We start from the raw sequence: 18,251 nt of genomic DNA, 5'->3' as shown, positions 1-18,251 counted from the left end.
CCTTTTTTTGGTTTTGGGTTTCCCTAAACAGCACTTGTGGGTGGTTTCCCCCCCCCCCCCCCCCCCCCCGGTGCAGGTCGTTCAGGGAGAAGCGGCCGACGTCGTCGCGACGGATGCCGAAGCCGGCGATGATCAGGTCAGTCACTGGCCACCCCCCTTCCCGCGCGCCTGGTCGATGGCGGCCGTGGCGATGGCACAGAATCTGTCAGCCGCGAGATTCGCCACGGTCAGATCCTCCCGCGCCGCTTCGAGTTCAGCCCTGCACTTGTCCCATTTCGCCTGCACTCGGTTCCGCTCGCCGGTAGCTATGCTCACAGCTCGATTGGACGCTTCGAGGGCGGCGGCGGCTTCAATCCGGGCATCGTGCTCGGCCATGATCGTCTCACGCATCCCGTCAATGTCGGCGTGCGCCGCTTCGAGGGCGTCGAGTAGCGCGGTGATGTCGCGCATCCGCACCGCAGGCCAGCCGTCCGGCTCGTGGTCCTGCTCCAGCACGCGCAGACCCTCGATCAGCTCACGCATGGCCCTTCTCCTGTGCCCGCTTCATGCGCGTGATCGTCCCGCGCAGCGCCGCGCGCTGCCGGCGCAGGGTCTCAATGGTGTCGGCGCGATCCCGCGCCAGGCGCTCGTAGTAGTCGCGCGCGGCCATCAGCTCGGTGTGGCGCTTGGCCATGGCCTCGGTGGCGTCGGCGATGCGAAGCAGGCAACCAAGCTGGATGTCTTCCCGGTTCGGGTTGCTCTCGCCGGCAACTTCACGGCCCCAGAGGGTCTTGGTGTTCTTGCGGTGGTCGATGAAGGGCATCACTGCACCTCCGGTGGGGCGCCCGCGCGCTGGTACTTCGCCTCGTACTCCCGCCACGGCACCTTCTCCCCGTCGACCAGGAAGCCCCAGCTGCCGCGGTAGGCCCAGGTGATGAAGAGCGTCCAGACCCCGCCCGGGCTCACGCTGGTGATGTGGTGGTAGTCGCCGTGCTTGATTGGCGCTGTGTCACCGGGGAGACGCGGCACGAGCAGACCGTAGGACGACCGCCGCATCGGCTTCCGCTCGACGTACCAGCCCTTGAGGATGATGGTCCGCGCGTCCCACGGGTGGTCGTGCGGGTGGTCGGCCTGGTCCTCGCGCAGGATGTGGTGGATCCGGACCGAGGGCAGCCACGGCCAGCGGCGGCGGTGGCGCGCGCTGTCGTCGGCCTGGTCGGCCTCGCCCTGGCTCCCACCGCCGTAGGGGTTGAACAGCCACCAGCGGCTCATGTAGCCGGGCAGGTGGAAGTAGGGCGCGCGCTGCGCGCGCCGGATCAGCCAGTCAGCGACCGAGCGGCGGGACACGATGAAGGCGACGATCTTCCAGATCACGGCAGGGGTTCCTCATTGGCCGGGGCGACGTCGTAGTCGGCACCGGGGTCGAAGTGGGGCGGGAGGTCGGCGATCTCGTCGCGGCCCAGGCGCTGAGCGCGGATCCACCGCTGCCGGCGGATCTCGAAGCGGCTGGGAGGGCGCACCTGGGGCTCGGGGCAGGCGGCCTCCGCGGTCATGCGGAGCCCCGCTGTACGATCGATCGCTTCCCGGCGGCGTCCGGCGCCGTGACCACGCCGAGCAGCTCGAGGGCTTCGATCAATCGCGCGGCCGCGTTGTATCCGAGGCCCATCTCGCGCTGCACCCGCGAGATGGAGGCCACGCCGGACTCCCGAACGATTTTCTCTGCGCGCGCGACTTCGGCGAACTGCTCCGGAGCGCGGCGGAACTGCTCGGCGGTCAGCGTCACGGAGGGTCCGCCAGGGGTGCTGATCGTTACGGTCTCGATCCCCTCCATGGCTGTTGGCAGGGGTGCACTGCGCGCCCGCTTCTCCCGGGCTGGCGCTGCAACCCCACCATCGGGCCGGGACAGCCGCAGCGCAGGCTCGAGCACATCGAACAGCCGCCCGACCTCGCCGGCCATCAGCGCGAAGCGCGCGTCGAGCTCGGCGTGCACGTCTTCGTGGTCCGCCCCGTCGAGCGCGTCGACCGCGCCGTCCAGGAACTTGAGCTTGCGCACGACCAGGTCCTCGCCGAGGACGAAGGACACGTGGTCGTCGAGGGTCAGCGCCAGCCGCGTGACTTGCTTGCCGGCCTCGAGGTGCTCGCCGATCTCTTCGCCGCCCAGGTCCTGCCGCTGGCACCGGACGACCGCGCCGCTGTCGCCGGCGTCCTTGAGCTCGCACTCCTCGCCCAGCGACAGGCCATCCGGGAGCGGCTCGCCGGAGATCCAGCCGGTCAGCACGGTGCGCGGATCGACCTCCGCGTTAAGCGGCAGGGCCGGAAAGCTGCCCAGCGCCTGGCGCAGCGCGGAGACCACGGCCTCGCCGGCGCCGCGGGACGACGTGTCGACGATGCAGAGGCCGCGGGCCAGGTCGAGCATGGCGTCGGTGCGCGACGGCCGGACGAAGGCGCGCGGCAGCAGCTCGTGCACCAGCTCCTCCTTCATGCGCTTGCGCGCGCGGCCGCCCGGGCGCCGGCCTTCGCGCTGCTCGGCGTCGTCGATGCGCTTGGCCAGCTCGGCGTTGACCACCGCGGCCGGCAGCAGCCGGTCCTCGCCACCCACGGCCACCCACACGGCGTTGCCGACCTGGTGCGCGACCGCGGTAGCGCCGCGGCCCAGGGGCGGCACGAAGCCGCTGGACGAAAGCTCGAGAGGACCGACCGGCCGCAGCGGGCAGGTGGCGAGGGCTTCTTCCAGCGCGCTGAGGTCGAGCGAGGCGGGGAAGCGGAACATGGTCAGGTTGCGGAAGAACATCAGCGGGCTCCAATAGGGCGAAGGCGCATCGGGCGCCCGAAACGAAGGTCAGGGCGCTGGCCGCGGGCCCACGCGAGTTGAAAGGCCTGGCCCAGCTCGCGGCGAAGGCTGTCCATGCGGACGTCGGGCTGCATGCGCAGGAACACGGCGTCGAGGCCGTCGCCCAAGAGCTGCAGCGGCTCGGCTGTGGGTGCTGGTGCGCGCCGGCCATGGGGAGCCGTAGGAGGGCGGCGTAGGGTCTTCACCAGCAGCCGGGCGTTCACGCTGCCTCCCACTGGACGGTGTGGTCGTTCCTGACGGGAACGGCAGTGGATCCCTCGGGAAGGGAGGGCAGGCCGATTGACGCGGCGCCTTCGCGCATCGCATCCGCCTTGCTCCCGGCGTAGACGTGGACCGGACCGGACAGCCCGGGGACCAACACGACGTAGCGGAGGAGGGCGCTCACCTCGGCGCCTTCCTGCGCTCGGGGTAGATGCCGGACTCGTATGCCCGCGCCAGGACGCCCTTTGCGTAATCGGACACGTCGTCGAACTCGAGGATTCGCGCCGCCATCTGCAGATCGGCTGAGGACTGGACCTTCTTGCGGCACTCCGCCTTCATCACCACCCGCATGTGGCGCAGCTCGCCGACGATCAGCAGCAGCGGGATCGATGCCAGGAGCGCCACGGCCAAGACGGCGCTCAATGGAGATCTCCGGAGCGCAGCACGACCAGCGACTTGCTCACGACAGAGGACGCGACTCGAAACCCCGCAGCGAAGAGTTCTTCAGCCGGATCACGTTCCAGCCAGCTGGCCCAGGCACGGGCGTCTTGGAGGATCGCCTCGGCGTATCGGGCATAGGTCAGATGGCGCTGCCGCTCGTGCTCGCGAAGCTCGCCCCAGGCGACCTTCCCGTCACCGCAGCAGCCCGCGCACTCGCTTTCATGACCGCATTCGCAGCAGTCCGCGACCCCTTCGCCATGGCACTCCAGGCAATCAACCAGCGTCTCGTCGTCGGTCTCCTCGAGCTGGAGCTTCTGCCAGGCCTCGAACCTGATGGGCCGGAACGATGCGCTCATGCCTGCGCCCCGCGTACCGCGACAGCGGCCGAGAGTGCGAACGCGTCTGCGGAGCGCTTTGCAGGACGGTGGACGCCATACCACAGCGGCCCGAGCTGCTGGGTCACGCGGGCGTCGATCTCGCACTCGGTGGCCAGGCGCTGGACCTCGCGCAGCTCGCGGCGGGTGGGCTTGAACGCGCTCATGCCTGCGAGTCCCAGAAGGCCAGGCCGGAGATAACGCACTGCGAGCGGGCCGACAGATCACCGGGGAGGGGAGAAGCCCCGGTGGGGACCGTCGAGGGGGCGACGCTGTCGACCCGCTCACAGGCGAGGGGAAGGGCATAGGACTCGGACGCCACGGCGTCGACCGCGTCGAGCGCGGCCTGCCAGCGGTAGTCGTCGAGGCCGTCGCCCAGGATCGTGACGAGCTCGGGGTAGCAGTCGGGCACCCCGGTCGTCTTGAAGAGGTTGAGGTTTGCGCGGGCAATCACCGCGCGCTGCGACCAGTCGTCGGCCGTGGCCGTGGTGTAGACCGCCACCGCAGCGCAGGTGCGGGTGTCGTGCACCCGGACGGCGGCGAGCTCGGCGTCGCGGTGGTCGGCGACCCAGCCATCGGCCCGGTTGAAGAAGACCACGCCGGCGATCAGCGCGGCGACGATCAGGCCGGCCCGCGCCGCATGGTTGCGGTCGGTGGCGCGGCGCCTACGGTTCTGCTCCCCCATCTCCGTCTCCAGTGCCCCGGTCGGCGGCTGCCGGTTTCGTGGGGCGTGTCAGGAGACTGACAGTTGTCGCGAATGCTGTCAACACCCTGACAGGTGGGAGATGAAAATGCCCGCCGAAGCGGGCTCGAAAAGGGCTGTACACTACGCGGGCAGCGACCTGCGCACCCGGTGCCGAAGGGGCCTGCGCATTACTTCTTGGGGGGAGAGGGATGGCAGATTTCGCGTTGAAGCACAATAAGCACGCGGCGCACTTTACCTGCGTGGCTACAGGGATGGCGGTGTCCGGCCCCTCCCCAGATGGATTCGTCCACTTGACCTACTATCGGGATCGTGTGGACCTGGTCGAAGAGTTGTTCGAGATGCCGGATGGCACGGACATGTCCAACCCCGCCGGGCCCGTGACCCTGACGAAGAAGGACCCCCCCAGCAGAACAGAGATCAGTCGCGAGGACGTGGTCACCGTGCTGGTTCCCGTCGCACTGTTCGAGAGCTTCAGCAAGGCGTTCTCTGGGATGTCTACGAATCTGGCGACGTTCGGCGAGGGCCCCTGATGTCGGCAATCGACGCCGCCACAACGAATTCTTCAGGCTTCACCCAGTACCCTGTGGCGGTGGTTTCATCCGGACCACCTGGCAAAACAACGGTTTCTGTAACGCTGAGCCAGACCGCGTCGAAGCTCATCGTGCACCGAGATTCGGTGACGACCGGAGGAGATGAAATGACCGACCTTGCCAAGCTTGATGAGAGGCTGAGATGCGTCGAGCAGGACGTTGGCGTCATCAAGGAGCGACTGACGCACATGCCCAACAAGGCCGACCTCTGGAAGGCTCTCGCTTGGGCTGCAGGCTTAACTCTAGCGGCGATCGGCAGTGGGGGACTCTGGATCATTCAGCAGTATCTATCCCCAATTCTCCAGAAACTCGCGCAGTAGAGAAAAGCCCCTCGCGAGAGGGGCTTTTTGTTTCTTCTGGCTCGCTCCGGACTACTCGCCCGGAGGGCTACCTAGCCCGGATCGAAGCTGCTGCTCCTGCATCTCGAACAGCACCTCCTTCGCCTGCTGGAGGTCGTCCGCGATCCGGAAGAACACCGTCACGCACTCCAAGCCGATGCGTGTGGCCAAGATCCCGACCACGGACGTGACCACCATCGTGGCGTCACCGGCAAGGACGCCGTAGACAACCCCTATCCCGCCGCTAACCAGCACCAGAACGAAGACGGCGACGGCCAGCCACGGCGTCACCATCGTGCGGAAAAGGATGAATCCGTCCTTATCCTGGCGTGAAGTGCGGCGAGCGCGCACCGACACCAGTGCGCGCGCTTGGGCGCTGGCCGCCGCGGCTTTCCTCTGCGCCTCCACGTTCGCGTAGATCGCCCCGCATCCCGGGCATTCGGTCTCCGGCGCCTGGTCCTCAGGCCGTCGCTCGTACTTACACAGCAGACACAGCTTCCCCATCCCCTTGCCCTCCCTGTTGGCCCCTCAGTTGAATCGATCCACCCGGTTCCGCAGGTACACCTTGCCCGCAACCAAACCACCCTTCGGGAACGGCAGGGTGGGGTAAGCCTTGTTGTCGCTGTGGACGTGGATCCCGGCGGCCTCGCCGTGGTCCACCAGCCGCTTGATCTGCTGCCCGTTCCCCAGGTTGACCAGGTAGATGCCATCCCCGTCGTATGTCTTCACGCCGGTGTCCATCAGCAGCGACTCCCCCGGTTCGATCGTGGGCAGCATGGAATCCCCGCGCCCCGTCACGAGGACCAGCCGCCCCGGAGGCGGCACAAAACCGACTAGGCCCCGGATGTACTTCTGCGTGTAGTCGACCGCCCGGATCACCTCCGGGAAATCGTCGTTGACCCTTCCTTCCCCCATCTCTCCCTCCGTGCCCATGTCAACGGCACGAACATAGTCGGGGGGCGTCTCAGTCACGGAGACCGTTTGGGGAGCCACGCCGTCTATAGGGAACCCATCGTCGTCGCTGGTTAACAGCAGCCACTGGGGACGCACCTTGTAGGCGCTCGCCGCAGCGTGGAGGTAGTTGCCGCTGATCGATTTGGCGTCCTTCTCCCAGCGGATCACCGTGGTACGACCGCAGCCAATGGCGTCAGCCGCCGCCTGCTCGTTGGCAAAGCCAGCGCGCTCGCGAGCGAATCGTGCGCGGGTAGGGAAGTCGCGAGGCTGCTTCGGCATGTCAGGAAGCTTACAAAGCGCCTCAGTCAGTCGGTTGACATGAGCTGTCAGCAGGCTGACAATCGGCGGCATGATCACCAAAGAGCAGGCCATCTCCCTGTTTGGCTCCGTCAAAGAGCTGCAGGCCGCCCTCGGGCTCAAAACGCACTCCGCCATCTACATGTGGCGCGACGGTGAGCCGATCCCCGAGAACCACGAACTGAAGATCCGCTACCAGCTTAAGCCGGAGGCGTTCAGCGCTGATGGACAGCTCCTCTCCGGCACCGCTGGTGCCCAAGGGCCGAGCGCCCCGCTCGCGGAGGGCGCCTGAGATGCCTGGGGTAGAACCGCTGGTCACGCCAGCTGCTCGTGCTGAGCAGGCTGCGCGAGCGCGCGCGTATGCGGCGGCCAGGCGCCGGTGCGACCAAGCGCGGGCCGACTGTCTCGACGTGGAGGCTGAAGGACTGGAGGAGCTCGCCGCCTCGGCTACGGGGAGTTTCCGCGAAGTGCTTTCTCTGCGGTCCACCCTTGCATCTCTTGAGTCATCGCGAATTCGAGATCGTCTTGACTCATCGAGTTCACCTGCGCCGGAAGCCAGTTGTGCTTCTGCATCAAGTAGTACCGAACCGCCTGAATGCCGTCCAGACGCTTCCAGCCCTGCTTCGCCGCGAGCTCGTCGCCGAAAAGCTCCATCAGGTACGCCAACTGGCCCTGCGCCTGGTGAAGCCCCGAGCGAGGGTCCTCTGTGAACGTCCTCTTCGTCATGCCGGTCTCCGGGTGGGTTGGTGTGGTCGCACACCCAGCCTACACCGGAGGCCGGCACCTTCTTTCTGCACCAGACAGGCGCAATGGCCGCCGGCCACCACAGGACTGCAGCCAGCTCGCCCGGGCCCGTAGCCACATCGAAGTGGCGCAGCAGCCCTATTCGGAGCGGGGCAGGGAAGCGGATCACGTTCATGGCCCCAGCGTGCCGCGCGCGCGCCGGGCCGTCTCCATTCGAGGTGCCCGCCCGTGAATGTCCAGGACGCGGCCTACGCGACCGTCCGCTGCTATCCGGGGGGCTCGGAGTCCCTGGCACCCCGGGTCGGAATGACCGGGGCGGTGCTGCGCAACAAGGTCAATCCGAAGAACGACCGCAACGTGCTGAGCCTAGCCGATGCCGATGCACTCATGGGCGTGACCGGCGATCACCGGATCCTCCACGCCCTGGCAGCCGAGCACGGATACACGCTGCAGCCCATCGAAGGCGATGGCCCGGGCTGCCTGATGGACGCCGTGCTAGCGACGTCGGCGGCGAAGGGTGACCTCTCCTCGGTGATCGCCCGCGCGATCGCCGACAAGGTGATCAGCTCCAACGACCTGTCCGAGATCGGGCGCGCATGCGCAGCTGTGCACGCCGGCCTTGTGGCGATCGCGCAGGAGGCCGCGGCCGACGCCGCGCGCGCCGCGCAGGCCCCGGGGGACCGCCTGTGATCAGCTCGGCGCCCGAAGGCTGGAAGCTCGCCGCGTTCCTGTTCCACCGGCTGGATGACCAGCACCGGGAAGAAGCCCGCGCACTGGTTCCCGAATACGCGGCCCTGGAATGGGTGCTCGCGCACCGCGGCATGGAGCGGAAGATCCTCGCCGAGCGCATGGCGCGCCGCTGGCGAGTGTCCAAGTCGACGGCCTACCGCTGCCTGGCGTGCATCGATGAGCTGGCGCTCCCGACAGGGGAGGGCACCGCGGCATGAGCCACGAGGCCACCAACTGGGCATGGAAGCAGCCCGTGCCGAACAGCGGCGCGAAGTTCGTTCTGCTGGCGATGTCCAATCGCGCCAACCCGGACCAGCGGGGGCGGGTGGTGGCGTTCACGAGCATCAAGTACCTGGCCGACGCCACCGCGCAGGACCGAAAGACGGTGGTCACCAACCTCGCGAGGCTTCGCGAGTGGGGCTTGATTGAGGACACCGGCGAGCGCGTTGGGAAGACCAAACAGGTGCCCGTGTACGAGCTGCGGTGCCCTCCTGACCTGTTCTCGGAATACACCCAAAACCGGAACAGTTCCGAAAACGGACCGGTTCCGAAATTCCCGGCAAAGAGTCCCGTTTTTCCCTCGAAACAGGCCCAAAAACGGGACACGGATTCTGCTCTTGATTCTTCTTCTGATTCAAGAGCGAGCGTCGCCTCCGGCTCCCGCCTCCCCCTCGACTGGAGTCCTTCGGACGAGGACCTCGCCTTCGCTCGTCGGGAGCGGCCCGAGATCGACGCAAACGCCGAGGCCGCGAAGTTCAGGGACTACTGGGTCGCCGCCCCGGGCGCCAAGGGCCGACGTGCCGACTGGCCGGCCACCTGGCGCAACTGGATCCGCCGCGCCGACGCCCCGAAGGCAGCCCCTGGCCAGCCTGTGACCGGAAGCCGTGCCCCGGCGGCGCCGCAGCGGGACTGGCGAGAGGCCAGCGAATCTCCGCTGCAGCGCGAGATCGCGCACATCCAGCAGCTGCACAGCTACGGCGCGCTCGGTGACGGCCTCGAGGCAGACACCGAGCGCGAGCGCCTGATCGCCGAGGCACGCAACAAGCACGCCCATACCCGCCACGAGGAGTTCGAGCCCGCATGAGCGACGAGAGCCGTGAGTACCTGCGCGACCTGGCCATGCACGTTCTGGCCGAGTGCGGCGTGGGCGAACTGACCGCCGCCGAGGTGGCCGAGCGCATGGGCGTGTCCGCATTGGCGGATGGCCACCCGAAGCGTGCATGGTCAGGCATCGATGGCTGGACGGTGTCCGGCGTCCTGCGCCGGCTGGAGAACGATGGCCTGGCCGTGCGCGGCGGGACGGTCCGCAGCGCGAGGAAGGGCAGGGACGAGCCGACCTACCGCATCGCCGCGCACGCCGTGGCCGAGCGCTGGCCGGTACCGCTGCCGCCGGAGCACGCCGCAGCCCTGCCGCCGCTGCCGGATGGTCAGGTGCTGGTTTCAGATGCGCGCCTGCTCGGTGGTGCCATCGTTCGCCACACCGCCGACGCGTCCGCTATCGACCAGGGGGACATGGGAGAACCATCCCGCTGGGCCGACCTGTCGCGCGCCGAGCTCGAGGCGCTGCTGGACTACGCCGACGCCCAGGGTGACGTTACGCGCGCCGCGGCGCTGCTCACGGCCGTGCGGAGTGGCGGCTGATGGCCAAGGCCCCACGCGCGCTGCGCTACCAGGCGCCGGCCTCGATGCCCACGGGCATGCGCGCGTTGTACGACAAGCAGCACGGCTACCGCCCTCCGGCAGCGCCTACGGCTGCACGCGGCAGCAAGTACGGCGCCAAGCCCACTGTGGTCGACGGCATCCGCTTCGACTCCCAAGCCGAGGCCCGCTACTTCCAGAACCTGAAGCTTCGGGTCGCCGCCGGCCAGGTGGAGTTCTTCCTCCGGCAGGTGCCGATGCACCTGCCTGGAAACACCCGCTACGTCCTCGACTTCCTCGAGTTCCTGCCCTGCACCTGCGGCGGCTGCAGCTGCAAGCGCGCCCGGTTTGTTGATGTGAAGGGCGTCGAGACCCAGACGTTCCGCCTGAAGAAGCGCCAGACCGAGGCGCTGTACCCCATCACCGTGGAGATCGAGAAGTGAGGCAGGAAGACACCGTGTCGGCGCGCGTGCGCGCAATCGTTCAGTACCACGGCGGGGAGGTCACGCTCGAAGAAGTGCAGGCCGATGTCCCCGAGGCCACTGGCAAGCTGCTGTACGCGCTGACCAAGGCCGGGCACCTGAAGCGCACCGGCTCACCGCGGAACTTCGTCTACAGCCCCGGCAAGTCGCCGCGCGTGTATGGCGGCACCCCGGAGCAGCGCCGCGCCACGCGCCAGCGCCACCGCGAGCGTGCCGCGGAGCGGGCGAGGCTGAAGTACGCCGAATCAGTGGGCGGCGCCGTCCGCAGCAGGAAGAAGGCAGCGGCGCCGGCTGCCAAGCCCAAGCCGGCGGGCCGCCAGCGGGTGGTGATCACCCCTCCCGTGGTGGCGATCTTCGCCCCACAGCCCACGGCCAAGGGCAAGCGCATGACGTCCCAGGAGTTCGAAGCCATGGGCGGCGTCATCGAGCGCCTGCCGCGTGGCGCCGTCTCGCGCTCAGAGCTTCGCCACACCTACACCGCCTGACCACCGCGCCTCGCCAGGGCGCCAACCCAACGGAGTGACCCCGTGAACCAGATCCAGACCATCCCCCTCGCGAAGCTCAAGGCCTCGCCGCTCAACGTCCGCAAGACCGGCGGCAAGAAGATCGAGGAGCTCGCCGCGAGCATCCGCGCATCCGGCCTGCAGCAGAACCTGGGCGTCGTTCCTACCGGCGACAGCTTCGGCGTCGTGTTCGGCGGCCGGCGCCTGCGCGCGCTGCAGCAGCTGCACAAGGCCGGCGAACTGCCCGACGCCCTGGTCGCTGGCGTGCCGTGCCGTGTGGTGGACGAGTCCGAAGCCCAGGAGGCCTCGCTCGCCGAGAACACCATCCGCGAAGCCATGCATCCGCTCGATCAGTTCAATGCCTTCCAGGCGCTGGTCGACGATGGCAAGGACGAAGCCGAGGTCGCCGCGCGCTTCGGCGTCACCGAGACCGTGGTCAAGCAGCGCCTTCGCCTGGCCCGGGTGTCCCCGAAGCTGCTGCAGGCCTATGGCGACGGCGACATGACGCTCGAGCAGCTCCAGGCCTTCGCCGTGACCGAGGACACCGAACGCCAGGAGGCTCACTGGAAGCAGGTGCGCGGCAGCAGCTACCAGTCGGAGGCGGCGAGCATCCGCCGTGACCTGCTGCGCTCCGAGGTCAGCCAGACCGACGATCGGGTGAAGCTGGTGGGGCTCGACGCCTACACCGCCGCCGGCGGCCGGACCCGGGAGGACATGTTCTCCGACGCCGTGGTGCTGCTGGATATCCACCTGCTCGACAAGCTGGCGGCTGAAGCGCTCGAGGAGGTCGCCGCCCTGGTCCGCGCCGAGGGCTGGAGCTGGGTCGAAGTGGGCGGGGAGCGCCCGAATTGGAACTCCCCGAAGGTCGCCGGCACGGGGATCGAACTCACCGAAGCCGACTGCGCGGAGATCGACGCCTTCGAGGAGAAGGACCCGATGACCGCCGCAGACTGGGTGCGCCTGTCGTGGCTTGAAGACTCAACGAGCTACACGGAAGAGGAGAAGGGCGCGGCCGGCGCCCGCGTGATGCTCAACCACGGCCTGACCATCTACCGCGGCCTGCTGCGGGATGGCGAGGTGGCCCCGGCGAGGGAGCAGGCGGGCGAGCAGCAGTCCGAAGGTCCGGCCAGCACCGTCCAGGTTGGCACCCACGAGCGCACCGCGAAGGTTCCCGGGGAGCCGTCCTTCGGTGCGCTGCAGCGCCTGCAGGCCGAAGCCAGCGCGATCGTGCAGCTGCAGGTGGCCAAGGCTCCGCACATCGCCATGGCCCTGCTCGTGGCCCGCCTGGCCGCGGACCTGTATGACGGCTACGGCGGCCCGCGCCGCTGGGTCTGCATCGGGCGCGAGGCCAGTGGCCGGGCAGGGGGCCCGCACCGCGCAGTGGTCGCAGAGGGCCCGTACGGCGAGCGCCTCGATGCCCTCAACGCCGAGTGGAAGGCCAAGCTGCCGCGGAAGGCCGAAGACCTTGCTGCCTGGGCGGTGGAGCAGTCGCCGCAGGACCTGCAGCAGCTGCTCGCCTTCCTGGTCGCGCGCGAGATCGATGCCGTGGACTGGAGCCCCGGCGCGAAGGACGGCGTGGTGCAGCTGGCCGCGGTCGCGCGCGCTGACATCGCCGCGGAGTGGCGCCCCACGGAGGAGTGGCTGTCCACCCTGCCCAAGCCGGTGATCGTGGCGATGGTGGCCGACGCCGCCGGCAAGAAGGCCGCGGACCCCCTGGAGAAGCTGAAGAAAGGCGAACTACCCGCCGCCGCACTGCCGCTGTTCCCCGAGGGCTGGATCCCGAAGCAGCTGCGCCCGGCGGAGAAGCCCAGGAAGGAGAAGGCGCCGCGTGGCAAGGCCGCGGCCGCGGGAGACGTCGAATGAGCGCCATGACAGACAGCCGCGCCCTGGAGGTGTTGGCCGCGATGCGCAAGGACGGCGGGACCGTAGCGGAAGCGGACTACACGGCAGCCATCGACCACGCCATCGCCCGCCTGCGGGAGCCTGCGGGGGTGGGCGGGGATCGTGAAGCCGACCGCGCCCGATTCAGCGATGCAGCGTTCAACGACTGGCTGGACACCGGCATTTCAGACGCCGGGCATACCGTGTGGGATGCGGTGGGGGACGTTCAGGCGGCATGGGCTGGATGGGAAGCTCGCCAGTTCGCAGGCGACGCTGTGCTGATCGCCGAGTGCTGCGGCCGTGAGGAATGCGGCGGCGAGTGCGGAAACGAGTGGCGGGGGATGGGCATGTACCGCAAGCCAGAAGCCGCCCCCCAGCCCCATGCCGAGGCGCAGGCAGAGGGCGGCGGGGAGGTGTGGCATTCGATGGACACCGCGCCGCGCGATGGCACCGGTATCTTCGCGCTGCTGCCCGACAGCGATTTTCCGGTAAGCGTTCGCTACTGCGACGGAGGCTGGCACGTTGCGTGGGACGGTGAGCGCCTCGGGGAGTTCGACCAGCCGCATAAGTGGATGCGCATCCCCGACGAGGACGAGCGCACCGCACCCCCGAGCGCGCCCGTGGGGGTGGAGGAAATGCAGTGCCGGCTGGACCGCGAAGAATCGGACCACGGGCGGACCATCGACCAGCGCGACGCCGCCGAGGACGCGCTTGGCCGCATGTTCCAAGCCGTCACCGGCCGCCCGGCGGAATGGTCGAGCGCGTGGGGATTCGTGGACGCGGTAGAGGAGGTCGAGGAGCACGTCGCCGCTCTCGCCCAGCAGCCCGCAGCCGTGGATGAGGAGCCGGACTGCCCGCACAGCGCGTTGGATGGGTGCGACTGCTACGCCGCCCAGCCCCAAGGGGGTGCGTGATGAGCATGTTCGCGCGCCCCGGCAGCATGGAGGCTGTGAAGGAGTGGAACGAAGCGCGCGCCGACCGCGGCGACGCGGAGCGAGCGTATGGCGAGGCGCGCGACCGTCTGTGGCTGGCCAAAGTCCGCATGGCGAAGGCTCACAAGGCAGCGCAGGAGGCTGTAGGGCCGGAGCATTCGTGCGCTATCAATTGGTTCCCGGGTGACGGAGACCGCGACGCGATATTGACCGCCGCCCTCGCCCAGACCCAAGGGGGCGCCGACCGATGAAGCGCGGTCGGTCTACGGGGGCAATGACGAAGCCCGAGGCGGCCTGGGTGGACGCGATCAAGCGCCGCGGCTGCATCGCCTGCGACGAGCGCGGCTACCGCGTCGACCCGCGCCAGGGTGAACCGCCCCTGGTGGAAGCCCACCACCTGCTGTCGGGCGGGATCCGCCGCGGCCACATGCACACGGTCGGGCTCTGCCTATGGCGCCACCGCGGCCGCCTCCTGGTCGAGGGCTGGAACCACGCCATGCACCGCACGCAACTTGGCCCCGCGCTGTCGGAGGGCTCCGTGCCCTTCGCCCGGGCTTTCGGGGACGACGACACCCTCATGGAGAAGCAGATGGCCATCTTGAACCGGGTGCACGCATGACCGCGGCGGCATCCCTCGACCTCACCAAGGTGAGCAGCGACGACCTGCGCGCGGAGCTGGCGCGCCGGCAGGCCGCTGCAAAGGCCAAGGGCAAGCCGATGAAGCACGCCAAGAAGTCCGACTGGGCTCGCGCCCGCGCGGTGGAACTGCGCGCGAACCTGGCTGAGGTGCGGGGCGGCTATCAGACCGGCCACCGCGGGCACCGGGATAAGAGCGCCCAGGAGCGGACACTCGAGGCCGAGATCCAGAAGTTCGACCGGCTGGCTGCGAAGTACGAGCGGGAGGGCATCTGAGCATGGCGCGACCCAAGCAGGTGGCGGACACCTACAGCACCGAGAAGCGCGACTCCCTCGAGCTGCTGGCCCGGATGCTCGTGGGCGGTGGATACCGGCAGCCGGTGGAGGGAAGGGCGTCCACGCCAGGGCTGCAGGCCGTCGACATCGCCGGCGCGGTGGGCTTCATGGGGAAGTGGGACGCCCTGGGCCGGGATACCGCCGTGGCCGTGGCCACGCGCGCTGACGAGCGACAGTTGGCTCGGCTCGCGGCCTCGGCCTACCGGGAGGTGGTTCGCACGGTGCGGAAGCTGCGGCCGGCGCCGTTGGACATGGACAAGCCCGAGGACCGGTGGCGCCTCCGTATCGTGATTTTCGACGCAGCGCACGACTTGGTGTGGCCGACGCAGCGGGTGCCTTTCGCCCAGCTGGCGAAGGACGCGAAGATGCGCAAAGCCAGCTACATGGCCGTGCACAGGTGTGCGAGTGCGGTGTTCGGGGAAGCGTTGGACAGCGGCCGGAGCGGTTTCAAGCGAGCGCTCTGGGGTGGCTAGCGGCTAGGTGTGGCGCTTTTTTCATCCACACCTAGACCACACCAACGCCACACCAGCACCACACCTAGGGTTTCTCCACCACATGTTGCGCGGGAACCGGCGCCTACCCATTGTGGCTATCGTGGCCACCGATCCCCCCGATCGAAAGCCATCCCGAGGCCTCGGCAGCTACCCAGCTCCGGGGCCTCGACCATTTCAACGGGTCGGTCATCACGGCCGCCGCCGCGCCGCAGCCGCTTCGAAGGCAAGGCCCGTCGTGAGACGCGCTGCTGCTGGCGCCCTGGCACAACTCTGGTCACGCACGCGGTGGGAACTGGCGCTTTCTCTCGCGCCGCCCAGGGCAGCGGTGGCCGTGCCGGCCCACCCATAGGAGTACGCGCCGGTGCGCGAGATCACCAAAATCATCATCCATTGCTCGGCCACCCCGCCGGACATGGACGTGGGTGTCGCGGAGATCCGCCACTGGCACACCGACCCGCCGCCCAAGGGCAACGGCTGGAACGACATCGGCTACCACTTCGTGATCCGTCGCGATGGCCGGTTCGAGCGCGGGCGGCCGGTGGAGATCCAGGGCGCCCACTGCGCGGCCCAGAACGGCAACAAGGCCAGCATCGGTATCTGCATGGTCGGGGGCGTGCGGCGCGGCCTGCACCCGAAGACCGGGAATCCGGCGCTCCTGGTCGAGAACAACTTCACGCACTCCCAGTGGCTGACGCTGGAACAGCAGGTCGAGCTGCTGCAGATCCGCTTTCCGAAGATCGACACGATCCTCGGCCACCGCGATCTGGACCCCGGGAAGGAGTGCCCGAGCTTCAGCGTTCGCGACTGGCTGCGCCGGCAAGCGCTGGCGCGCCCCGTGTGGCCTGACTTCTCCAACGTGGTCAGCGAGGTCACAAGCACCGAAGAAATGGTCGAGAGGCCCGCACCATGACTGCACAGAAGACCGCGGCCGTGGGCGCTGGCGTGATCGTGATGGCCCTGATCTCGCTGCTCGGCAGCACGCAGTTCCTCGAGTTCTCCCGCTGGGTGGTGGGCGAGCTCCGCATCTTCTGGCAGCTGCCGCTGTTCGGCGCGGTGGTGGTGGCGACGATGGTCGGCGCAGTGGCGCCGGCGTGGCTGCCGCACCTGCTGCCCGACTCCTGGCCGCGCCCGCTCACCCTGCGCGTCACGCGCTTGCTGGCCAGCGGCATTGCCTTGGTGATGGTGGCCAGCCAGTACCGCTCCCTGGTGGGCCTGCAGTACGCCTGCTTCGCCGCGACTGGCGCGTACGTGCTCTGGACCATTGGCTCGAACTGTATCTACCAGCGCTTCCCCGACCTGCAGCCTGCATCCCTTCGGCCGTGCCAGCAGCTGGGCTACACCAGCGGTCGCCTGGACGCGCTGCGCGAGGTGGTTGCCGTGCTCGAGCGCGAGCCGGTGGACGTGGACGCTGTGCGCATGCGGCTCCGGCAGGAGCTCGCGGCCCCGCACGCCAAGCCTGACCGGCAGGCCGCATGAGCCCGCAGGCGTCCAAGGAAGCGGCAGCATTCGAGCAGGAGCTGGGGCTGACCGAGGTGCGTGCGGCACGTCAGGCCGAGCAGATCATCAAGCTCCACTTCGAGCGCCAAGCGCTCCCCACCCGGGACGAGAACAACGTGCTCAGGCTCGGTTGGAATCGCCAAGTTGAGCGCCACCCCGAACCGGTGGAGGTCAGCTCGTTGCGCCTGCGCAGTGAGATCGCCCAGACCAGGCAGGTGCTGCACCGCCGCGTGTTCGCGCTCCAGGCGCGACGCCCGATCAGCGTGCTGCGCCTGTCGGTGCTGTACGCGATCGCCGACCTTCTGGGGCCGGACCACGTCGAAGCCTGGGAGCCGCTGTGGCAGGGCATCGAGGCCGGCGACTGGCCCAAGGTCATGCAGGAGCTGCTGCGCTGCAACTGGAACGGCCTGGTGGGACACACCGAGCAGAAGCGGATGTTGTTCTCGAAGCTGATCACCGCGCTGATCGCTGACGCCACGTCTCCGGCGTGGGGCGACTGAGCCATGCCTGCAGCTTCGCGCATTGCGGCCTGGTGGTTTGCCTGGAAGTGGGTCGCCATCCTGCTGCTGCTGCTGGTGCTGAGCGTGTGGTTCAACCTGCGGCAGTGGCGGCAGGCGGCGATTGCGCCCCTGCGCGACGAGATCGCCGCCAAGGACCAGGCGCTGGAGCTTTCCGCCGAGATGCTGGCCAGCGCGCACGAGCGCGCCCGCGTGCTGGACCAAGCGGCGACCACGGTAGCCACGAGGTTGGGGCAGGCCGGCCGGGACTACCGCGCCGCCACCCGTGCGCGGCCTATCACCGACCCCGTCTGCGCCCCCGGTGCCGACAGGGTGGATGCCATCAACCGTGCGCTCGGCGCTGAGCAGGTGAAGCCGTGAGGTATCTCGGGCTGCTGGTCGTGCTGGCCACGCTGCTGCTGTCTGGCTGCCGCAAGGACCAGCGTGACGAAGCGCCTGTCGCCGACGCCGATGCCACCTGCTACGCGGCCTGCACCCCGTCGCTGACCGACACCGGGTTCCGCTGGTTGATCGACCCGGAAGACCCGCAAGCGTGGGACGCCCTGGGCGAGGAGGTCGTGGGCGGCTTGGCCGGTGCGCTGCTGCAATGCGAGCGCCGGCGCCAGGCATGCGCCGGCTTCATCGAAGACATCAAGCGTCGCGGTGTGATCCGCGGCGCGCAGCCCGCGCCTGAGCGGCGCACCGGAGATCAGCCATGACCACCCGCATCCGCGTCACCCTCACCGACACGGCCACGCCGGTCACCCCCGTCGAGGTCATCGACCTTCGCGACAACGCGGTTGCCGCAACGCTGCGCGCGGCCGGCGACGTGTTCGAGGACAGCATCTACGGTCCGAAGCAGTTCCTCGTCGCCGAAGAGTCCGCCGGCCGTGCCGAGGCGGACCGGACGGCCGACTCCCGCGATCCCGTCCAGGAGGTCGCTGCTTCTCTCGTTGGTTCGCTTTGCCGGCGCATGGGGATCGAGGTTCCTGTGGACGTGATGGCGTGCCTGGACGAGGACATGCGGTGCCAATACGAGACTGCTGCCCGCGACGCGATCGAGGTCTATCGCACGGTCACCGTCCGCGGCCGGGTGAGTTATCCACAGACCCGGCCTGCCTGTTGATAAGTGGCCGGCTCGGGGGCCCCTG

The 18,251-nt window shown here is 68.8% G+C and carries 33 protein-coding genes and 1 pseudogene; 21 read left to right on the top strand and 13 right to left on the bottom strand.

All coding sequences use genetic code 11. The features are described from left to right. Positions 1 to 141: 141 nt before the first annotated feature. The 10 genes and pseudogenes from WCE39_RS08165 to WCE39_RS08120 all read right to left on the bottom strand — a co-directional run bounded on the left by WCE39_RS08165 (position 142) and on the right by WCE39_RS08120 (position 4,531). On the bottom strand, positions 142 to 522 hold the full coding sequence (locus tag WCE39_RS08165) for a hypothetical protein (RefSeq protein WP_343276187.1): 381 nt from the start codon (positions 520 to 522) through the stop codon (positions 142 to 144). Continuing rightward, positions 515 to 802, bottom strand: coding sequence for a hypothetical protein (locus WCE39_RS08160; RefSeq protein WP_343276186.1), 288 nt, complete (start codon positions 800 to 802; stop codon positions 515 to 517). The genes WCE39_RS08165 and WCE39_RS08160 overlap by 8 nt, the downstream gene beginning before the upstream one ends. Further along, the gene (locus WCE39_RS08155) at positions 802 to 1,353 is read right to left on the bottom strand and encodes a hypothetical protein (RefSeq protein ID WP_343276185.1); all 552 of its coding nucleotides are present in this window, start codon (positions 1,351 to 1,353) and stop codon (positions 802 to 804) included. The genes WCE39_RS08160 and WCE39_RS08155 overlap by 1 nt, the downstream gene beginning before the upstream one ends. Continuing rightward, positions 1,350 to 1,499: a hypothetical protein gene (locus WCE39_RS08150; protein WP_343276184.1), complete on the bottom strand. Its 150-nt coding sequence runs from the start codon at positions 1,497 to 1,499 to the stop codon at positions 1,350 to 1,352. The genes WCE39_RS08155 and WCE39_RS08150 overlap by 4 nt, the downstream gene beginning before the upstream one ends. Positions 1,500 to 1,528: 29 nt before the next feature. Next, a complete protein-coding gene (locus WCE39_RS08145) occupies positions 1,529 to 1,810 on the bottom strand; it encodes a DNA translocase FtsK (protein WP_343276195.1) in 282 nt (93 codons plus the stop codon). 60 nt (positions 1,811 to 1,870) lie between these two features. Then, positions 1,871 to 2,770, bottom strand: a pseudogene (locus WCE39_RS08140) (recombination-associated protein RdgC); the annotation flags it as partial. 441 nt (positions 2,771 to 3,211) lie between these two features. Further along, positions 3,212 to 3,454, bottom strand: coding sequence for a hypothetical protein (locus WCE39_RS08135; protein ID WP_343276183.1), 243 nt, complete (start codon positions 3,452 to 3,454; stop codon positions 3,212 to 3,214). Beyond that, a complete protein-coding gene (locus WCE39_RS08130) occupies positions 3,451 to 3,828 on the bottom strand; it encodes a hypothetical protein (RefSeq protein WP_343276182.1) in 378 nt (125 codons plus the stop codon). Before WCE39_RS08130 ends, WCE39_RS08135 begins: the two co-directional genes overlap by 4 nt. Then, positions 3,825 to 4,013 (bottom strand): hypothetical protein, encoded by a 189-nt coding sequence (locus WCE39_RS08125; protein ID WP_343276181.1) that lies wholly within the window; start codon positions 4,011 to 4,013, stop codon positions 3,825 to 3,827. The genes WCE39_RS08130 and WCE39_RS08125 overlap by 4 nt, the downstream gene beginning before the upstream one ends. Beyond that, on the bottom strand, positions 4,010 to 4,531 hold the full coding sequence (locus WCE39_RS08120; RefSeq protein ID WP_343276180.1) for a hypothetical protein: 522 nt from the start codon (positions 4,529 to 4,531) through the stop codon (positions 4,010 to 4,012). Before WCE39_RS08120 ends, WCE39_RS08125 begins: the two co-directional genes overlap by 4 nt. Before the next feature lie 209 nt (positions 4,532 to 4,740). Between WCE39_RS08120 and WCE39_RS08115 the strand changes: the two genes are divergently transcribed. Next, positions 4,741 to 5,082: a hypothetical protein gene (locus tag WCE39_RS08115; RefSeq protein ID WP_343276179.1), complete on the top strand. Its 342-nt coding sequence runs from the start codon at positions 4,741 to 4,743 to the stop codon at positions 5,080 to 5,082. Then, a complete protein-coding gene (locus WCE39_RS08110) occupies positions 5,082 to 5,462 on the top strand; it encodes a hypothetical protein (RefSeq protein WP_343276178.1) in 381 nt (126 codons plus the stop codon). The genes WCE39_RS08115 and WCE39_RS08110 overlap by 1 nt, the downstream gene beginning before the upstream one ends. A gap of 51 nt (positions 5,463 to 5,513) precedes the next feature. On the opposite strand, the gene WCE39_RS08105 is transcribed toward WCE39_RS08110, so the two are convergent. Together WCE39_RS08105 and WCE39_RS08100 are read right to left on the bottom strand one after the other, a co-directional pair. After that, positions 5,514 to 5,984: a DUF4282 domain-containing protein gene (locus tag WCE39_RS08105; protein WP_343276177.1), complete on the bottom strand. Its 471-nt coding sequence runs from the start codon at positions 5,982 to 5,984 to the stop codon at positions 5,514 to 5,516. Positions 5,985 to 6,008: 24 nt separating this feature from the next. After that, a complete protein-coding gene (locus tag WCE39_RS08100; RefSeq protein WP_343276194.1) occupies positions 6,009 to 6,785 on the bottom strand; it encodes a helix-turn-helix domain-containing protein in 777 nt (258 codons plus the stop codon). On the opposite strand from WCE39_RS08100, the gene WCE39_RS08095 reads away from it, so the two are divergent. Further along, positions 6,784 to 7,023 (top strand): helix-turn-helix domain-containing protein, encoded by a 240-nt coding sequence (locus tag WCE39_RS08095; RefSeq protein WP_343276176.1) that lies wholly within the window; start codon positions 6,784 to 6,786, stop codon positions 7,021 to 7,023. The genes WCE39_RS08100 and WCE39_RS08095 overlap by 2 nt on opposite strands. A gap of 155 nt (positions 7,024 to 7,178) precedes the next feature. On the opposite strand, the gene WCE39_RS08090 is transcribed toward WCE39_RS08095, so the two are convergent. Next, on the bottom strand, positions 7,179 to 7,457 hold the full coding sequence (locus WCE39_RS08090) for a hypothetical protein (protein WP_343276175.1): 279 nt from the start codon (positions 7,455 to 7,457) through the stop codon (positions 7,179 to 7,181). 246 nt (positions 7,458 to 7,703) lie between these two features. On the opposite strand from WCE39_RS08090, the gene WCE39_RS08085 reads away from it, so the two are divergent. From WCE39_RS08085 to WCE39_RS08000, 18 genes are all read left to right on the top strand, one after another. Beyond that, the gene (locus WCE39_RS08085) at positions 7,704 to 8,165 is read left to right on the top strand and encodes a phage regulatory CII family protein (RefSeq protein ID WP_343276174.1); all 462 of its coding nucleotides are present in this window, start codon (positions 7,704 to 7,706) and stop codon (positions 8,163 to 8,165) included. Further along, positions 8,162 to 8,422: a hypothetical protein gene (locus tag WCE39_RS08080; RefSeq protein ID WP_343276173.1), complete on the top strand. Its 261-nt coding sequence runs from the start codon at positions 8,162 to 8,164 to the stop codon at positions 8,420 to 8,422. Before WCE39_RS08085 ends, WCE39_RS08080 begins: the two co-directional genes overlap by 4 nt. Beyond that, positions 8,419 to 9,288, top strand: a complete 870-nt coding sequence (locus tag WCE39_RS08075; RefSeq protein ID WP_343276172.1) for a hypothetical protein — start codon at positions 8,419 to 8,421, stop codon at positions 9,286 to 9,288. Before WCE39_RS08080 ends, WCE39_RS08075 begins: the two co-directional genes overlap by 4 nt. Further along, entirely contained in the window at positions 9,285 to 9,845 is a 561-nt protein-coding gene (locus tag WCE39_RS08070) for a hypothetical protein (RefSeq protein WP_343276171.1), read from the top strand. The genes WCE39_RS08075 and WCE39_RS08070 overlap by 4 nt, the downstream gene beginning before the upstream one ends. After that, positions 9,845 to 10,285, top strand: a complete 441-nt coding sequence (locus tag WCE39_RS08065) for a DUF1064 domain-containing protein (RefSeq protein ID WP_343276170.1) — start codon at positions 9,845 to 9,847, stop codon at positions 10,283 to 10,285. The genes WCE39_RS08070 and WCE39_RS08065 overlap by 1 nt, the downstream gene beginning before the upstream one ends. Next, the gene (locus WCE39_RS08060; protein ID WP_343276169.1) at positions 10,282 to 10,809 is read left to right on the top strand and encodes a hypothetical protein; all 528 of its coding nucleotides are present in this window, start codon (positions 10,282 to 10,284) and stop codon (positions 10,807 to 10,809) included. The genes WCE39_RS08065 and WCE39_RS08060 overlap by 4 nt, the downstream gene beginning before the upstream one ends. 42 nt (positions 10,810 to 10,851) lie before the next feature. Next, a complete protein-coding gene (locus WCE39_RS08055; protein ID WP_343276168.1) occupies positions 10,852 to 12,690 on the top strand; it encodes a ParB/RepB/Spo0J family partition protein in 1,839 nt (612 codons plus the stop codon). Then, on the top strand, positions 12,687 to 13,622 hold the full coding sequence (locus tag WCE39_RS08050) for a hypothetical protein (RefSeq protein ID WP_343276167.1): 936 nt from the start codon (positions 12,687 to 12,689) through the stop codon (positions 13,620 to 13,622). Before WCE39_RS08055 ends, WCE39_RS08050 begins: the two co-directional genes overlap by 4 nt. Further along, entirely contained in the window at positions 13,622 to 13,891 is a 270-nt protein-coding gene (locus WCE39_RS08045) for a hypothetical protein (protein ID WP_343276166.1), read from the top strand. The genes WCE39_RS08050 and WCE39_RS08045 overlap by 1 nt, the downstream gene beginning before the upstream one ends. A gap of 23 nt (positions 13,892 to 13,914) precedes the next feature. After that, on the top strand, positions 13,915 to 14,259 hold the full coding sequence (locus WCE39_RS08040) for a Ref family recombination enhancement nuclease (RefSeq protein WP_343276165.1): 345 nt from the start codon (positions 13,915 to 13,917) through the stop codon (positions 14,257 to 14,259). Then, positions 14,256 to 14,552, top strand: a complete 297-nt coding sequence (locus WCE39_RS08035) for a hypothetical protein (RefSeq protein WP_343276164.1) — start codon at positions 14,256 to 14,258, stop codon at positions 14,550 to 14,552. Before WCE39_RS08040 ends, WCE39_RS08035 begins: the two co-directional genes overlap by 4 nt. Before the next feature lie 2 nt (positions 14,553 to 14,554). Next, positions 14,555 to 15,085 carry a TraB/GumN family protein gene (locus WCE39_RS08030; protein WP_343276163.1) on the top strand — a complete coding sequence of 177 codons (531 nt, stop codon included), beginning with the start codon at positions 14,555 to 14,557 and terminating at the stop codon, positions 15,083 to 15,085. 382 nt (positions 15,086 to 15,467) lie between these two features. Next, positions 15,468 to 16,016, top strand: coding sequence for an N-acetylmuramoyl-L-alanine amidase (locus WCE39_RS08025; protein WP_343276162.1), 549 nt, complete (start codon positions 15,468 to 15,470; stop codon positions 16,014 to 16,016). Next, positions 16,013 to 16,582, top strand: coding sequence for a hypothetical protein (locus WCE39_RS08020; RefSeq protein ID WP_343276161.1), 570 nt, complete (start codon positions 16,013 to 16,015; stop codon positions 16,580 to 16,582). Before WCE39_RS08025 ends, WCE39_RS08020 begins: the two co-directional genes overlap by 4 nt. After that, positions 16,579 to 17,103, top strand: coding sequence for a hypothetical protein (locus tag WCE39_RS08015; RefSeq protein ID WP_343276160.1), 525 nt, complete (start codon positions 16,579 to 16,581; stop codon positions 17,101 to 17,103). Before WCE39_RS08020 ends, WCE39_RS08015 begins: the two co-directional genes overlap by 4 nt. Before the next feature lie 3 nt (positions 17,104 to 17,106). Beyond that, positions 17,107 to 17,481, top strand: coding sequence for a hypothetical protein (locus WCE39_RS08010; protein WP_343276159.1), 375 nt, complete (start codon positions 17,107 to 17,109; stop codon positions 17,479 to 17,481). Next, positions 17,478 to 17,819: a hypothetical protein gene (locus WCE39_RS08005; RefSeq protein ID WP_343276158.1), complete on the top strand. Its 342-nt coding sequence runs from the start codon at positions 17,478 to 17,480 to the stop codon at positions 17,817 to 17,819. The genes WCE39_RS08010 and WCE39_RS08005 overlap by 4 nt, the downstream gene beginning before the upstream one ends. Further along, on the top strand, positions 17,816 to 18,226 hold the full coding sequence (locus tag WCE39_RS08000) for a hypothetical protein (RefSeq protein ID WP_343276157.1): 411 nt from the start codon (positions 17,816 to 17,818) through the stop codon (positions 18,224 to 18,226). Before WCE39_RS08005 ends, WCE39_RS08000 begins: the two co-directional genes overlap by 4 nt. Positions 18,227 to 18,251 lie beyond the last annotated feature (25 nt).

It is taken from the genome of Luteimonas yanweni (assembly GCF_039548475.1).
Classification (GTDB): domain Bacteria; phylum Pseudomonadota; class Gammaproteobacteria; order Xanthomonadales; family Xanthomonadaceae; genus Luteimonas.
This window is presented reverse-complemented; position numbering and strand designations above follow the sequence as displayed.

Bases quoted from the DNA above. Each gene is read 5' to 3' on its own strand.
- WCE39_RS08130 (WP_343276182.1), bottom strand. From the start codon at position 3,828: ATGAGCGCATCGTTCCGGCCCATCAGGTTCGAGGCCTGGCAGAAGCTC.
- WCE39_RS08095 (WP_343276176.1), top strand. From the start codon at position 6,784: ATGATCACCAAAGAGCAGGCCATCTCCCTGTTTGGCTCCGTCAAAGAG.
- WCE39_RS08160 (WP_343276186.1), bottom strand. From the start codon at position 802: ATGCCCTTCATCGACCACCGCAAGAACACCAAGACCCTCTGGGGCCGT.
- WCE39_RS08125 (WP_343276181.1), bottom strand. From the start codon at position 4,013: ATGAGCGCGTTCAAGCCCACCCGCCGCGAGCTGCGCGAGGTCCAGCGC.
- WCE39_RS08010 (WP_343276159.1), top strand. From the start codon at position 17,107: ATGCCTGCAGCTTCGCGCATTGCGGCCTGGTGGTTTGCCTGGAAGTGG.
- WCE39_RS08100 (WP_343276194.1), bottom strand. From the start codon at position 6,785: ATGCCGCCGATTGTCAGCCTGCTGACAGCTCATGTCAACCGACTGACT.
- WCE39_RS08040 (WP_343276165.1), top strand. From the start codon at position 13,915: ATGACGAAGCCCGAGGCGGCCTGGGTGGACGCGATCAAGCGCCGCGGC.
- WCE39_RS08075 (WP_343276172.1), top strand. From the start codon at position 8,419: ATGAGCCACGAGGCCACCAACTGGGCATGGAAGCAGCCCGTGCCGAAC.
- WCE39_RS08000 (WP_343276157.1), top strand. From the start codon at position 17,816: ATGACCACCCGCATCCGCGTCACCCTCACCGACACGGCCACGCCGGTC.
- WCE39_RS08045 (WP_343276166.1), top strand. From the start codon at position 13,622: ATGAGCATGTTCGCGCGCCCCGGCAGCATGGAGGCTGTGAAGGAGTGG.
- WCE39_RS08015 (WP_343276160.1), top strand. From the start codon at position 16,579: ATGAGCCCGCAGGCGTCCAAGGAAGCGGCAGCATTCGAGCAGGAGCTG.
- WCE39_RS08020 (WP_343276161.1), top strand. From the start codon at position 16,013: ATGACTGCACAGAAGACCGCGGCCGTGGGCGCTGGCGTGATCGTGATG.
- WCE39_RS08065 (WP_343276170.1), top strand. From the start codon at position 9,845: ATGGCCAAGGCCCCACGCGCGCTGCGCTACCAGGCGCCGGCCTCGATG.
- WCE39_RS08030 (WP_343276163.1), top strand. From the start codon at position 14,555: ATGGCGCGACCCAAGCAGGTGGCGGACACCTACAGCACCGAGAAGCGC.
- WCE39_RS08110 (WP_343276178.1), top strand. From the start codon at position 5,082: ATGTCGGCAATCGACGCCGCCACAACGAATTCTTCAGGCTTCACCCAG.
- WCE39_RS08035 (WP_343276164.1), top strand. From the start codon at position 14,256: ATGACCGCGGCGGCATCCCTCGACCTCACCAAGGTGAGCAGCGACGAC.
- WCE39_RS08050 (WP_343276167.1), top strand. From the start codon at position 12,687: ATGAGCGCCATGACAGACAGCCGCGCCCTGGAGGTGTTGGCCGCGATG.
- WCE39_RS08090 (WP_343276175.1), bottom strand. From the start codon at position 7,457: ATGACGAAGAGGACGTTCACAGAGGACCCTCGCTCGGGGCTTCACCAG.
- WCE39_RS08165 (WP_343276187.1), bottom strand. From the start codon at position 522: ATGCGTGAGCTGATCGAGGGTCTGCGCGTGCTGGAGCAGGACCACGAG.
- WCE39_RS08115 (WP_343276179.1), top strand. From the start codon at position 4,741: ATGGCAGATTTCGCGTTGAAGCACAATAAGCACGCGGCGCACTTTACC.
- WCE39_RS08145 (WP_343276195.1), bottom strand. From the start codon at position 1,810: ATGGAGGGGATCGAGACCGTAACGATCAGCACCCCTGGCGGACCCTCC.
- WCE39_RS08070 (WP_343276171.1), top strand. From the start codon at position 9,285: ATGAGCGACGAGAGCCGTGAGTACCTGCGCGACCTGGCCATGCACGTT.
- WCE39_RS08105 (WP_343276177.1), bottom strand. From the start codon at position 5,984: ATGGGGAAGCTGTGTCTGCTGTGTAAGTACGAGCGACGGCCTGAGGAC.
- WCE39_RS08120 (WP_343276180.1), bottom strand. From the start codon at position 4,531: ATGGGGGAGCAGAACCGTAGGCGCCGCGCCACCGACCGCAACCATGCG.